13 protein-coding genes are annotated in these 14240 nt (G+C 70.1%); 12 read left to right on the top strand and 1 reads right to left on the bottom strand.

Annotated elements, in window-relative coordinates; translation table 11 throughout:
• Positions 1-140 precede the first annotated feature (140 nt).
• From WMF11_RS10555 to WMF11_RS10505, 11 genes are all read left to right on the top strand, one after another.
• Positions 141-1553: a hypothetical protein gene (locus WMF11_RS10555; RefSeq protein ID WP_437977364.1), complete on the top strand. Its 1413-nt coding sequence runs from the start codon at positions 141-143 to the stop codon at positions 1551-1553.
• Positions 1554-1860: 307 nt separating this feature from the next.
• A complete protein-coding gene (locus tag WMF11_RS10550; protein WP_012234515.1) occupies positions 1861-2421 on the top strand; it encodes an NADPH-dependent FMN reductase in 561 nt (186 codons plus the stop codon).
• A gap of 247 nt (positions 2422-2668) precedes the next feature.
• The gene (locus WMF11_RS10545) at positions 2669-3343 is read left to right on the top strand and encodes an RNA polymerase sigma factor (RefSeq protein WP_437977363.1); all 675 of its coding nucleotides are present in this window, start codon (positions 2669-2671) and stop codon (positions 3341-3343) included.
• Positions 3327-4598, top strand: coding sequence for a hypothetical protein (locus tag WMF11_RS10540; RefSeq protein WP_437977362.1), 1272 nt, complete (start codon positions 3327-3329; stop codon positions 4596-4598). The genes WMF11_RS10545 and WMF11_RS10540 overlap by 17 nt, the downstream gene beginning before the upstream one ends.
• Before the next feature lie 148 nt (positions 4599-4746).
• Positions 4747-6000, top strand: a complete 1254-nt coding sequence (locus WMF11_RS10535) for a hypothetical protein (RefSeq protein WP_437908291.1) — start codon at positions 4747-4749, stop codon at positions 5998-6000.
• Positions 6001-6132: 132 nt separating this feature from the next.
• Entirely contained in the window at positions 6133-8313 is a 2181-nt protein-coding gene (locus WMF11_RS10530; RefSeq protein WP_437977361.1) for a type VI secretion system Vgr family protein, read from the top strand.
• A 31-nt stretch (positions 8314-8344) separates the two neighbouring features.
• The gene (locus WMF11_RS10525; RefSeq protein WP_437908289.1) at positions 8345-9415 is read left to right on the top strand and encodes a DUF2169 domain-containing protein; all 1071 of its coding nucleotides are present in this window, start codon (positions 8345-8347) and stop codon (positions 9413-9415) included.
• A 361-nt stretch (positions 9416-9776) separates the two neighbouring features.
• Positions 9777-10076, top strand: a complete 300-nt coding sequence (locus WMF11_RS10520) for an RNA recognition motif domain-containing protein (protein WP_437908288.1) — start codon at positions 9777-9779, stop codon at positions 10074-10076.
• Positions 10077-10184: 108 nt separating this feature from the next.
• Positions 10185-10367, top strand: a complete 183-nt coding sequence (locus WMF11_RS10515) for a hypothetical protein (protein WP_437551531.1) — start codon at positions 10185-10187, stop codon at positions 10365-10367.
• 218 nt (positions 10368-10585) lie between these two features.
• A complete protein-coding gene (locus WMF11_RS10510) occupies positions 10586-10726 on the top strand; it encodes a hypothetical protein (protein ID WP_437716756.1) in 141 nt (46 codons plus the stop codon).
• 199 nt (positions 10727-10925) lie between these two features.
• Positions 10926-12146 (top strand): hypothetical protein, encoded by a 1221-nt coding sequence (locus tag WMF11_RS10505; RefSeq protein ID WP_437977360.1) that lies wholly within the window; start codon positions 10926-10928, stop codon positions 12144-12146.
• A gap of 12 nt (positions 12147-12158) precedes the next feature.
• On the opposite strand, the gene WMF11_RS10500 is transcribed toward WMF11_RS10505, so the two are convergent.
• The gene (locus WMF11_RS10500; protein ID WP_437551527.1) at positions 12159-12590 is read right to left on the bottom strand and encodes a CBS domain-containing protein; all 432 of its coding nucleotides are present in this window, start codon (positions 12588-12590) and stop codon (positions 12159-12161) included.
• A gap of 670 nt (positions 12591-13260) precedes the next feature.
• On the opposite strand from WMF11_RS10500, the gene WMF11_RS10495 reads away from it, so the two are divergent.
• Positions 13261-14103 carry a hypothetical protein gene (locus WMF11_RS10495; protein WP_437977359.1) on the top strand — a complete coding sequence of 281 codons (843 nt, stop codon included), beginning with the start codon at positions 13261-13263 and terminating at the stop codon, positions 14101-14103.
• Positions 14104-14240 lie beyond the last annotated feature (137 nt).

Genomic DNA, 14240 nt, shown 5'->3' with positions numbered 1-14240 from the left:
GCGCCCCGAGCGCGTCCGCCAAGGCACCAGAGCCGCCGAGCAGAACCACGGCGGGCACGGCCGTTGCTAACGCGGTTGCTAACGCTGCTGACGACAGTTCAGGAAGCGGATTGACCGGCGCTTCCACGGTATTCTGAGCCATGCAACACGACCTCCTTGCCCGACGCGCGGCGCGCGCCGTGCCATTCTTCTTCTCCCTCTCGGCCCTCTCGGCGAGCTGCTCTCGCGGCGCGCCCGAGCCTCCGAGCGTCGACGGCACCGGCGGCACCGGCGGACATCCGGCGACCGTTGACGCGACCCAGGCCAGCACGCACGGGTCCGGGACTGCAAGCGAGGCGGCGGCCGGCGCCGGCGTCCCGGGTGACGCTGGCCCGGACGCTCCCCCCGATGCGCCTCAAGATCCAGGCGACAGCACCTGGAGAGCCACAGGTTGGCTCGAAAGGTGCCAGGTCGACGTCGCCGACGAGCCCAGCAAGGCGCTGCCGTCGTTGCGCTGGGAGCAGTGCCCGGGCAGCGCTCCGGGCTGCACGTCGCTCGTCGTCGACTGGGACGCCGGCAAGTATCCGTGGACCGCCTCGCCGACCGTCGTTCGATGGGGCGACGGCTACCGCGTCGGGCTGTATTTCGAGTACCGGGGTGAGCGACGGACCGGCGTCTACGACGCCGACGGGACACCGCTGGCCGCATGGCGCTACAAGGACCTCGAGCCGACCGTGCCCGAGACCAACCCGAGACAGGAGTACTGCATACCGACGGTGCCCAGCGTCGGTCATGAGCGGGTCTGGCTCGGCGCGCAGAGGGTGAGCGTCGAGGCGCCCGGCTCGGCCTACCTCGTCTCCGGCTACGACGCGCTCGCCACCGCGAGCCAACCCATCCCGGTCGACGCGCCGAGCCACGGCCTCTACACGACCGACGACACCCTCGCGCTATCGGGGCCCGGGTCCGGCACGGTCAACATCTACGACAGGATCAGCGGCCAGGCCAAGAGGTTCGGTCGCCAGTCAGGCAACGACGCGCCATCGTTCCGCCAGATGGTTCCAGTCGGCGATCATGTGCTCGGCCTGGCGACCCTCGAAGACGCCACGTCCGAGGGGTGGATCTGGAGCCGCCAGACCCACACCGTCGAACCGCTGCTCCGGGCGGAGTCGCCTCGGGTCATCGCCGACGTCAAGAGCGACGGCCAGACGCTCGTGTGGCTGGAGGCGGAGCCCTACTCCGACGACGGGCTCTACGGGGCGTCCAGCCTCTGGACCAGCCCCTTCGCGGCGACGAAGGCGGCTCTCGCTCCGGAGGAGCGCCGGCCGGGCCCGATCATCGGATACCCGATCTCGGCCGCCGGGGAGGGCTTCTATGCCGTCTATGCGATCGGCGAGGACGTGATCCACGTCTACCGCCTGTCCGACGCCCATCACTGGTCGTTCACGACGCCGCCCGAGCTCTTCGCTATCCAGAACATCGCTCACGTGGACTCCCGCGAGGTCTGGGTCTGGGTCCGGGGCGGTATCGTGCGCCAGGCGATCTCGGGGCTCGGCGCCGGCGATCCCGCCCCGTGATGTCCGCCCCCCACGCCCGGGACGAGCCTGGACGATAACGCGGCAAGTCCCATGGCGCGGCCCGCATGCCCGTACCAGGGCGCACCCCCTGGCGCCTGCGGCCGCGCAAGCGGCGGCACGGGTTCGCACGGGTTCAGGGATCGCGCGCTCCCGCGACACCTGGCTGGCGGGAAGCCTGCCTGGCTGGTAGTAGCCGAGCTGGTAGCAACCTCGTGAGCCCCCTCCTCTCCGCCGCGGCGTCGTGGGAATGCGCATCACGCCGCCTGTCGGCTCGAGCGGAGCGGGGCTATTGCCCTGGAGAGCAGACATGTTGAAGGTGGCGATCATCCTGGGGAGCACGCGGCCCGGCCGCAACGGCGAGGCCGTCGCGAAGTGGGTGCACGACGTGGCGACGAAGAAGGGCGGCGCCGACTACGAGCTCGTCGATATCAAGGATTTCGACCTGCCGTTGCTCGACGAGCCGGCGCCCCCGTCGATGGGACAGTACACCAAGCCTCACACCAAGGCGTGGGCGGCGAAGATCGATTCGTTCGACGCCTTCGTGTTCGTCACGCCGGAGTACAACCACGGCACCTCGGGCGCGCTCAAGAACGCGATCGATTACCTGTACAAGGAGTGGAACAACAAGGCGGCTGGCTTCGTGAGCTACGGCAGCGCGGGAGGCTCACGCGCCGTCGAGCACCTCCGGCTCGTCATGGCCGAGCTCCAGATCGCGGACGTGCGCTCGCAGGTCATGCTCTCTCTGTTCGACGACTTCGAAAATTTCAGCGTGTTCAAGCCCCGCCCCCGCCACGAGAAGTCCGTCGGCACCTTGCTCGATCAGCTGCTCGCGTGGGCCGGAGCGATGAAGACGCTGCGCACCGGGTGAGCAAGGCGCGCTCGCGGAGCCTCACGGGCCCGACGACGCCGACCCGCAGCGATTCTCGTGGCGTTCGCCGATTCTACCGCGGACGTTGCAGGAGGGTACCAGGAGCACCCCGTGGAGGGGAAATCGGCGCCTGAGACCGCCGACAGGAAACCAGCGCCGACCTCGATTGTGTAGGGTGTCAGATGGCGCAACCCTTGGTCGGCTCGTGGGGCTTCACGGCGGACGGGACCCTCGCTCGGAGGCGCCGGTGAACCTCGCCGCGCGGCCTCATTTCGAGGGCCAGACCCGGGCGGAGGAGCTGCTCCCCCCTCCGGCGGACGGAGGCCGGAGCGCTCCGCCGGACGACATCGCCGTGCCTCCGGAGCGGAAGCTCCCACCCGCCGTGACGCAGCGCTCCGGCGAAGAGGCGCACGAACTCGGCGCGCTCTACCGCAACCACCATCGCCTGGTGTACCGCCTCGCGCTCCGCTACGGCCGCGGCAACGTGGCCTGGGCAGAGGACGTGACGCAGGACGTCTTCCTCGACCTGATGAAGGCGCTCGAGACCCTGACCGAGCGAGACAACCTCGAGGGGTGGCTGTACAGGACGACCTCGAATCGCTGCCTGAACCGCCTGCGCCGGGACCGATTCCTCGCGCTCCCGCCCATCCGCTGGCTGCTCGGGCAAGGCGAGGGCGAGCGCAGCCCCCTCGATGAAGTGACGATCGCGCGCGACGATCTGCGCCGCGCGCTCGAGACGCTGGGCACGCTGCCTCCCAAAGAACAGGTCGCTTTCTCGATGTTCTATCTCGACGGCAAGGAGCAGGAGGAGATCGGGAAGATACTCGGCCACTCCAAGGGATACGTCTGCAAGCTGATTCAAAAGGCGGTTGCGCAGCTCCGCGACGCCGGATGGGAGGTGGGCCATGACGCGAAACCGTGATCTGCTCGCGTTGCTGCGCGAGGTGGACGAGCAGCTCGCCGCGGTGAAGCCGTCGCCTCGGCTCGAGGCGCGCCTCGTCGCGGAGCTCGACCGGCGCGGGCGGCGGCCTTTCATGGGCGGGAGCGGGGGGCGCTCGCTCGTGCTGGCGCTGGGCGCCAGCGCGAGCGTCGTCGCCCTGGGCACCGCGCTCCAGGGCCTCACACCCGGCTCGATCTTCACAGAGCGCCCCGTCGAACAAGCGATCGAGCTCGCCGGCGATCCGCCTCCCGCGGACGGCGGGCTCCTGGAGCGCACGCCGGCCCACGGCCCGACAGCGCCGCCTCCCCGGATCCGCGCCCCGCTCCTCCAGGAACCTCCCCGCCGGCTCGCTCCGGCGCCGCCCGTGCCGCGCAGCGCCGTGCCGCCGCGGGACGCGAACGACACCCCAGGGCTCCTGGACGACAGCCGGCTCCCTGTCGACCGCGCCTCGCCTCCGCCGGCGCGCGGGCGCGTCGAGCCGCTGACCCCCCCGCACACGCTGGGACGGAGATGGGTTGATGGCCCGGAAGGGCTATCTCCTCTCGCGCAGCGCGGCCCTCACGCCGCGCTGCGCCGAGGCTCCGGAGGCGTCCCCGCGGAAGCGGCCGCGCACGAGGGCGAGAGCGGAGAAGGCACCCGTGCCACGGACGCCCAAGCACCCACGACCGAAGATCCGGCGGCCCCGCGGGACGAGGCGCTCTGCCAGACCGCGGACGCGTTGCGGCGTGAGGCCAGGGCACGGTGCGAGGCGCAGGGCCTCATCGTCGCGGATTTGACGCTGCTCGATCCCTGCGATCACGGGAGCTACCTCGACGCCGAGTACACGTGCGGGAGGATGGCGCTGACCACGTGCTGGAAAGGGGTGCTCGGCGACGGCGTCACGTGCTTCGACACGACGTATGTCAAGGACGAGGTCTACATGATGTGCAGGGAAAGGGACACGGAGCTCCGCTCCCTCGATCAGGAGCAGCCCGACGGGGCCTGCGGTGATCACGAGACGACCAGGGTCTACTACGAGTGCTGTCCCCTGGGGGATCCGCTGCCTTCGCCGTCGTGCTGGACGAGCGAGATCGACTTCGGTGAGGCATGCCAGCCGTACGAGAAGCTGGATGCCGAAGCCACGGCGCTCTGCAGGGGCAATGGCCACTATCTCTTCCGTCGCGTGTTCGGGGACAAACACGTCGCCTGCACCGACGCCACGGCCACGAGCCTGAGCTACACCTGCTGCCCCTTCTGATCGCGAAATCGCCCGCCCGAGGAAACCGCCGGCCTCGTCGCGGTTGATAGATGGAGAGCGACACGACGGAGAGGGCGCGCTGACCCGAGCTCGAGCGGCGCGCGCTCGGAGCTGTCCGGCGCAACGCCGGCTTTCACGGAGGATCACGATGCGGACTTCCCTTGCGATAGGTCTATTGCTCAGCGTCTCGATATCCAGTCTCCTCGTCGGCTCGGGGTGCACCATCACCCTGGCGCCGGATCCCGATCCACCAGCGGGCTCGACGGGCGGGGAAGGCGGGGACGCCAATCCTGGGACGGGCGGCGGCGAGGACCCGGGGTCGGAGGGCGGCGGGGGAACGTTGCCTCCCCCGCCCTCGGCGTGCTGGCTCGGGGACATGGGCGACGGGTTCACGTGCCACGACACGGCCATGCTCCGGGATCACGCCCAGGCGAGGTGCGCGAGGATGGGCGCGGAGCTCGCGAGCTTCGTGAGCGACACCCTCAACCCGAGCTGCGCCGAGCACGAGAGCAGCGAGGTGGTCTTCGAGTGCTGCGGCGGCGAGCCGCCACCTCCGCCGCCGCCGCCGAACTCGTGCTGGAAGGGCGAGCTGGGCGACGGGTCCTCCTGCATCGACCTGGGCGCCATCAAGGATCGGGCTTACGCGATGTGCGTGAGCGCGGGCGCCCAGCTCACCTGGCTCGACGCCCTGCCGGACCCCGGGCGCTGCGGCCCGAACGAGGCCACCAAGGCCACCTTCGAGTGCTGCGGCTCCACGCCGCCGCCCCCCCCGCCGCGCGCGTGCTGGAAGGGCGAGCTGGGCGATCGCAGATCCTGCGTCGATCCCTCCGCGCTCAAGGATCAGGCCTATGCGGCGTGCTCACGCTCGGCCGCAGACCTCACCTTCTTCGATTACGAGCGGAACAACCCGAGCTGCGCAGCCCACGAGACCACCTGGGGTTACTTCGAGTGCTGCGGTAGCGAGCCTCCTCCTCCGCCGCCTCCTCCGTCCGGCGCATGCTGGAAGGGCGAGCTCGGCGATGGCCTCTCCTGCGTCGACCGCTCGGTCATGAAGGATCGGGCCTATGCGACGTGCGTGAGCGCGGGCGCCAGGTTCACCTCCTTCACGTACGAGGAGGACAACCCGCGCTGCACCGGCTACGAGACCAGCAAGGCCGTCTTCGAGTGCTGCGGCGCCGAGCCTCCTCCTCCTCCGCCGGAGGCCTGCTGGGGTGGTTCTCTGGGCGACGGCACCTCGTGCATCGACATGGCCGCCCTCAAGGAACGGGCCTACGCCACGTGCGCGAGCGACGGCGCGGATCTCTCGGCGTTCGACTACGGGTACGATGGCCGCTGCGCCGCCCACGAGTCGAGCTACGCCAAGTTCACTTGCTGCGCCTCGAAGACCCCGCCCCCTCGGTAGCGCCGGCGCGACCGCGCGGAACCCCGGGCTCGCACCTGCACCGCACAGCTCGCCCGGCGCGGCCGGCCGCGCAACGTGTTTGCACATCGGCGCGACATCGGCTCTGATGGCCGAACTTCTTCCGAGGTTCTCATGGCCGTGGCCCCGCCCCTCGTCCGCGCACGACTCACGATCGATGGACTCAAGACCTCGCTCGAGGTGAAGGAGCTCTCAGGCGCGGAGGCGATGTCGGAGCTCTACGCCTTCGATATCACCGTCGAGTGCGCCGACACCGACCTCGACCTCGACGCGCTCGTCGCCGAGTCGGCCGTGCTGACGCTCGATCACGGCGCCAGCGCCCGCCACCTGCACGGGATCGTCAGCCGGTTCGAGCAGGTCCACACCTCGGAGCACCACGCCGCCTACCGCGCCACGCTGGTGCCCGAGGTCTGGCTCCTCGACCAGCGGTACGATTGCCGCATCTTCCAGGGCGTCACCACGGCCGAGGTCATCGAGCGCGTGCTGAAGCTCGGCGGCGTCCGGCGTTACCAGATCGTGCTCCAGCGCGGCTACGAGGCGCGCGACGTCTGCGTCCAGTACCGCGAATCGGACTGGGCGTTCCTCGGCCGCCTCATGGAGGAAGAAGGCATCTTCTATTACTTCGAGCACACCGACGCTGGCGCGACCCTGATGATCTCCGACACGGCGCAGGTCCACTCGCCCATCTCCCCGAAGGAGCTCCGGTATCGGCCGGTGACGGGGGCGATCCACGCCGGAGAAGGCATCGATACGTTCCGCTTCGCGCAGCGGGTCCGGCCGGGGAAGGTCACGACGCGCGACGTGCCGTTCGAGAACCCCGCCTCGGTCGTGGACACGGCGGCCGAGAAGGGGCGGCACACGGACCTCGCGGTGTTCGCGTACCCGGCCAGCCCCGCGGCGGAGGTGCGCCTCGACGCGCTCCAGGCGACCGCCGCCGTGGGGCAGGGCGAGGCCTTCTCCGTGCGGCTCGCGCCCGGCGCGCGGTTCCGGCTCGAGGATCACCCGAGGGAGAGCTTCAACGCGGAGTACCTCGTCACCCGGCTCCAGCACGCGGCCCGGTTCGACAGCAAGGAGGGGTACCGCTGCACGTTCGAGTGCGTCCCGGCCGGCGTCGCCTTCCGGCCCCCGTGCAGGACGCCAAAGCCGCGCATCGCCGGCCCGCAGGCCGCGACCGTGGTCGGGACGCAGGGGGCCGAGATCGAGACGGACAGCGACGGGCGCGTGAGGGTCAGGCTGCACTGGGATCGCAACGGCAGCGCCTCGGAGAACGCGTGCTGGGTCCACGTCGCGCAGATGGCGTCGGGGGCCGGCTACGGGGCGATGCACATCCCGCGCGTCGGGAGCGCTGTGCTCGTCGAGTTCCTCGACGGCGATCCGGACCGGCCGATCGTGACCGGGCGGGTGTACACGGTCGTGAGCCCCTATCCGTACGCGCTCCCTGCCGAGAAGACCAAGTCGGCCTTGCGGACCCAGACCACGCCGGGAGGCGGCGGGTACAACGAGCTCCGCTTCGAGGACCAGTCAGGCCGGGAAGAGGTCTACCTCCGCGCCCAGCGCGACCTCAAGGTCGAGGCCCTGAACGACGCGCGCCGCAACGTCGGCGGCGACGACGCGCTCGCGGTGACGGGCGACCGCACGAAGACCGTCGGCGGCGCGGAGACGGTGACGATCGCGGGCGCGCGCACCGTGACCGTGGGTGCGGCCGAGACCAGGACGGTGGCCGCGGATCGGACCACCTCGGTCGGCGCCGACAGCTGGCTCTCGGTCGCGGGCGATCACACGGCGAGCGTCGTCGGGGACCGCCGCGACATCGTCGCCGGGGACCGCAGCGCGTGCGTCGGCGGGGACGAGTCGGTCAAGGTGAGCGGTGATCGGACGGTCATCGTCACCGGGGCGCACGCGATCTCGTCCCTGGACGACGAGTCGAGGCGCGTGGCGGGCAACCTCACCCTCGCGGTCGGCGGCACGATGCAGCAGGTCGTCGACGGGCACTGCACGCTCAGCGCGGGCTCGCTCGAGTGGGCGATCACCGACGGCGCGCTGGAGATGACGTGCGCCGGAGAGGTGCGCGTCGAGTCCGAGCAGGAGGTCCAGATCGGCGGACCCGATCTCGCCCTGTTCGCCGACTCGACGATCCGGATCCGCGCCCAGAAGAAGATCGTCCTCGAGATCGGCAATTCGACCGACGCCGAGGGCAAGTCCGCGAAGATCGAGATCACCCCGGACGGGATCTACGTGACCAACGGGAGCGCCACGGAGAAGCTCGACGGCGGCACCGTGCGCCTGAACTGCTGAGCGCGGCGCCGCGGCGGAGAGGGCTCGATCCGTGAAGCTTCGCAACGAGACAAGGCACCTGGCGCGCCTCCTCAGGACGGCGTCGGCGCGCAGCGACGACCACATGCTGGGCTGCGCGATCGCGCGGCCCACCTTCCGGGTCGCCGGCGGCGCGCTCGTCGCCACGCCCGACGAGCCGTGGCCGATCTCGGGCGAGCCCGTCGCGACGGCGCTCGGCAAGATGCCGGGGGACAAGCCGTTCTACATGGGCGGGATCGACGTGCTGCTCGGCGGGAAGGTGCGCCAGCCCGGCGGCGCTGCGAGGCCGCGCCTCGACGTCGAGCTCGAGGTGGGGCGGAGCTTCCGGCGGCGGATCGCCGTCTTCGGCGACCGCTCCTGGGTGCCCGGGGCCGGCGGCGCCCTGGTCCCGAGCGAGCCGGAGTCGTTCGTCTCGATGGAGCTCGACTACGGGCGCGCCTTCGGCGGGACCTGCCCTACCGACTACGGGCTCGACATGCCCTTCACGCCCAACCCGGCGGGGCGAGGGTTCTACCTCGACGCGAAGAGCGCGCTCGGGAAGCCGCTGCCCAACCTCGAGGACCCGAACCGGCTGCTCCGCTCGTTCGGCGACTCCCCCGATCCCGTCGGCCTGGGGTATTACCCTGGCGAGGGCGCGCTCCGCGTGAAGGCGGCGACGAGCGCCGCCGCGCCGGACCCGAGCCGGCTCACGCCCGACAGGGCGCCTGAATTCAAGGTGGGGCACAGGGACATCCTCCCCACGTTCTTCAACATGGGGCACCCGGGCATGATGATCGAGGCAGGCGGCGAGCCGAGGCCGGGCGACGGGATCCGGCTCACGCACGGCCTGCGCGGCGGGGAGCTCGCGTTCGCGATGCCCGACCTGCGGATGCACATCCATGTGCAGCTCGAGGAGCGAGAGGTCGTCTTTCCCATGCACCTCGATCAGATAGGGATCGTCGCGGGGGAAGGCCGGGTGTTCTTCTCCCTGCGCTGCGTGTTCGAGTACCACGTCCGCAAGGAGGAGCGGCGCACGGCGACGCTGTACGACGGGCCACCGCCGGCGGTGATCCCGGGGAGTTACCGGATCGCGCACGACCGGTGAGGCCGGCGGTCGAGGCTCGTCTCGAGGCTCCAGAGGTGGACGGTGTCACGGCGCAGCCTGGCATGTGCGTTCGGGCCCGCTTCAGGACCCGACTCGAAGACGGAACGGCGCGCTTGCGGACGACGATGCACCGGGCTAGGATGCCCTCCTCACGATCGTCCCTGGCCCTCTATAACGACGCTTTCCCTCTTCCCTCTCTCGTGGGGGAGATTGCAGCTCGCTCGGACGACTGGACGACGCACCGTGTGCTCGCGCGGGAGTTCCGCGCCGCACGTCTCCGTTCGATCCGTCACGGCTTCGTCGGATGGCAGGCCGAATGCGCCGCAGAGCGCACCAGAAGGCCGTAAAAGAGCAGGATGGCATGGGAAATCGTCTCTACGTAGGAAATCTTTCGTTCAACACCACCCGCGAGACCCTCGAGGCCGCGTTCGCCGCGGCCGGCGAGGTCCGTGAGATCGCGATGCCGACCGACCGCGAGACGGGGCAGCCGCGCGGCTTCGCGTTCGTGACCATGGGCTCGGCCCAGGCGGCGAACAGCGCCATCTCGCAGCTGAACGGCGCCATGCTCGATGGCCGCGCGCTGAAGGTCAACGAAGCGCAGGAGCGTCCGGCGCGCGGCTTCGGCGGCGGCGGCGGCGGCGGCGGTCGCGACCGGTACTGATCACGGGCGCGGCGTGGCGGCGCTCGTGCGCCGCCACGCCTGCGCTTTCAGGACGCACCCATGAGGTGCTGAAGAACGCGCCCGGAGGCGCCGAAAGGCCGGTTCGGCATGCAGAGACAGGGAGCATTGAAGCGGCAGAAGGAACGCGAGAGGCAAGAGAAGCAGCGCGAGAAAGACGCGAACCGTCTCGCGCGCCGCACGGGAAAGGGCTCCGCCATCAGCGGGACGCCGGGAGAGGATCCGGACATCGCAGGGATCGTCCCGGGGCCTCAGCCTGCGGTCACCGAGTGAAGCGCGCAGCGCCGAGCCAGGGCGCCGAGCGCGCCCCGTCCGAGCCAGGAGCCGACCAGGACGGCTCGGCGCAGGCGGCCGTACGGCAACGATTCATCGAGCAGAGCGCAAACGCGCTGGGCCAGGCGTGGGCCAGGCGTTGGCGTCAAGACCTCCATCGAGAGGGCCGCCCCGCCGCCGGCGGATGGCCCGGCACGCTGCGTGAAGCACGAACGCAGGTGGAGATCACCCTTCCCGGGGAGCTGTGCCATCGCAAGATGCCCGCCATCACCGGCGTGGAGCGCGAGCTCGCCGCCCGGACCGCCTACTCAAGCGCGCGGGACGAGTGGCGAAGGCACACCGACCCCGAAATCCCCTAGTCGGGTAGGCCGGGGTCGACTACCCCCCGGCCCCTCCACAGATCCGGACGTGCGGAACTCCCGCATCCAGCTCGGCGCGTGCTGCGCATCGAGGACTGAGGGCGCACGCCGGGGAAGCGTCGAGCGCACCTGGTCGAGCCTGAGATCCAGCCGGATCGAAAGGCGAATGCGCGTGAGTACAGTTTGTTAGGCTGGTCGCATGATTCCAACGAAGAACAGCTGGCTAGTTCTCAGTCTTGTTGCGATCGCCGCGGGCTCGACGTCGGCGTGCACGATCGAGACCGCGTCGCCCACCGGCACATCGGGCACGTCCGGCGGCGCGGGCACCTCCGGCGGCGCGGGCACCTCCGGCGCCGGGGGCGCTGGTCCCAGCGGCTCCTCCGGCAGCGCCGGCACATCGGGCGGCACGGGCGCTTCCGGCAGCGGTGGCTCGTCCACCGGCGCGGGTGCCCTCCCCGCCGGCACGTTCCTCTACGTGCGCGCGGAGACGGCCGATCACGATCACCTCATCGCGCGAGACTTCGCGACCGGCGCCGAGCGCGTGGTCACCGATCTGCGCGGCGACGGCAGTGAAGGTTGGGAGATCTGGGGCCACACCCTCTCGCCCGACCGCACCCGCATCGTCCTCGCTTCGCTCTACGGCCCCACCAAGGAAGACAACGACACCCGCCTCGCGACCCGCCGCCTCTGGAGCCTCGCCACCGACGGGACCGATTTCCGCCGCCTCACGCCGGTGTTTCCCAACGACGGCGAGGGCCTTACGAACTTCCAGATCTCGGTGGACGCACCGATGTTCACGGCCGACGGCACCGGCATCATCTACGACTTTGGCAACTGGTGGTACGAGGGAACGAGCCTCCAAGGAGGCTCGTTCCCGTGGCGCGTGGCGGCGGGGGGTGGCTTGCCGGAGCCCTTCCCCACGGTGTTGAGCTGCACGGTGATAGAACCTTCGGTCAACCCGGCCACCGGCGAAGTCCTCCTCATTCACAGCGTGTGCGTGAATTCGGAAGATCAGGGCATCTTTCTCTATCCGAGAGCGGGTGGCACCAGCCCCGTGAAGCTCGTGGATGAGGGCTACGGCGCAGGCCAGGTGCGGCCCTCCCTTACGCCAGCGAGCTGGCTCGGCGACGGAAGCGGCTTTGTCTTCGCCGGAACCATCGATATCCCGGCCGACGACACCACGGTAGCCACAAGCGCCCTCCTGGTCTACGACATGGCCACAGCCATGATGTCCCCCCTCGTGCTCGCCGAGCCCGGCACCTACATCGATAGCGTGACGATCGCTCCCGACGCGACGTCCCTCGTCTACTGCCTGCGCCACGACGACGTGACGGATCTCCACGCCATCGACCTCACGCAGGCCGAGCCCGAGGACAAGCCGATCACCACCGACGGCAAGAGCTGCTCCCCGGCCTTCTGAAGCGTCGCTGGCCTAGCGATCTCCCGCGCCGTGGGTCACGTCGATGCCTCGCAGCGCCTGCTGGGCGATGCTCAGGAAATCCGTCTCGGTGATGATCCCGACGAGCTGCTCCTCGTCGCCGACCACGGGCAGACAGCCGATCTTGTGATCGAGGAGGATCTGGGCTGCATCGGCGGCCGGGGTCGTCGCTCGCACGGTGCGGACACGCCGGGTCATGATCGACTCGATCGGGATGGGCTTGCCGTCGAGGCGGCTCACGTGGCGGAGCAAATCGCGATCGGAGACGATCCCGACGACGTGCCCCTTCGCGTCGACCACGGGAATATGCCGGATCTCCGCGAGCTTCATCTCGAGGTTTGCGGCGCTGATCGTGTCGGCCTCCTTCAGCGTGATGACCGCGGTGCTCATGTAATCCTCGACCCTGCAGTTCTTCTTGGGCTTCATCGAACAGGCTCCTTGCGCTCTCGGCACGCATGAGTACGCCCGCCCCCATTGCGAGCTCCGCTCCCCCGTGCCCGCTCGACGGAGCATGCAAGAGGCCGACCAGCGTGCACCCGCGCCCCGGAGCCGCTGCGCCGCCACGTCGCCGGGGCGCGGGCGCAAGGCCTGCGGACGCGGTGAAATTGCTGCGCCTCGCGCCTCACCGGGCGCGCCGTCTGCCGGGGCGCGGCCAGGGAGCGAGCGCTCGTGGAGATCATCGGATGGAGTCTCGGAGTCGCGAGCCGCAGCATGCGTCTCCCGACGTTCTCCTCGCTCGAGGTGCTCGCGGCCGAGCGTCGTGCGGTGGCCGCAGAACGCGGATAAGACGAAATCTAGAAAGGCAGGCAGCCAGCCATCGCGATGGGGTTCCCGACGCGGGGTTCGTCAGGGTCGAGCGGCAAAGATCTCGACGTGCGCTCGCAGCGCCTTCGAGGCGAGCAGCGGCGCCACGCATCGCACAAGCGGCATCGAACCGCTGCGCGTCTCGTGGTGGGTCGGTTTGCCGCAGCGCTCTCGGCGCCGCGACGCGGAGCGCTCGCGCGCCCGCGACGTCCATCGCCAACACTGGAGTAGCCTCATGGAAGACTTTATATCACACATCGACGGAGAGAAGGGAAACGAGCCTCACCGGCCCTTGACAGGACTTCGCGAGAACCCGCACATCCAGCGGCAAACCCGGCTCACCTGGATTCGTCGCATCATGCTGCTCATCACGACCGACCCGGACTCGAACGCGCGCGGCGTGGCGGTGCACGCGGGCGCGGGCGTCCCGATCGCGGAGCAAGATGACGTGTCGCTGCTCCTCGCGGCGCTCCTGGATCGGGTCAAGCTTCGCCGGGACATCTGGGTCCCTCTGAGCTTCGGGGTGCTCGGGTTCATGCCCATCGTCTGCCTGGCGCTGGCGATGTTCGAGATCGTCCCGCTGCACCTCTCGGGTCCTGGCGTGGCGCTCCCCGCAGCGTTCGCTGCGATCGCGCTTGGCGTCCGCTTCCCGCGCTACGGGCGGCTCGCCGCCCGCGGGTACCTGATGGCGCTCGTCGCGGTGTGGATGTACGACGTCACGAGGGCGCTCTCGATCCTCACCGGACAATGGAACGACTTCATCCCGAACATCGGCGCGCAGCTGCTCCATCGACACGAGGGCCACGCGCCGCTCGGTTATGCCTGGCGCTGGCTTGGAAACGGGGGTGGCATGGGTGTCGCGTTCTTCATGGTCTACCCCGTCTTCGCCAGAGGGCGTGAGGTCGTCCAGGCTGCCGTGAAGTACGGCGTCTTCGTCTGGACTTGCCTCATCATCACGGTGCTCGCCGCGCCCCATGGCGAGGAGCTGCTCTTCCGGCTCACGCCGAAGACGTTCGTTCTGAGCCTCATCGGTCACCTGGTGTTCGGCGCCGTCCTCGGTTACCTCATGCGCTGGACCGGCCTGAACGTACGTCCGTACCCGGCGGATCGCGCGTCCCGATCGAGCCAGGGCTAGCCGGTCCCGGCGCGCTGCGCGGGACCGTCGCGCTCCAGGCCGGGCCGGAGCAGCGCCGCGGCGCCGCGGGCTCGAGCGGCCGGGCCTCCCGTCGGAACCACAGCAGCGAGCAGAAGGCGCGTTGCTCCGCTGCCAGA

The sequence above is a fragment of the Sorangium sp. So ce295 genome (genome assembly GCF_051527405.1).
Lineage (GTDB): Bacteria > Myxococcota_A > Polyangia > Polyangiales > Polyangiaceae > Sorangium > Sorangium cellulosum_B.
The sequence above is the reverse complement of the archived record's forward strand: the minus strand, read 5'-3'. Positions and strand labels throughout refer to the sequence as shown.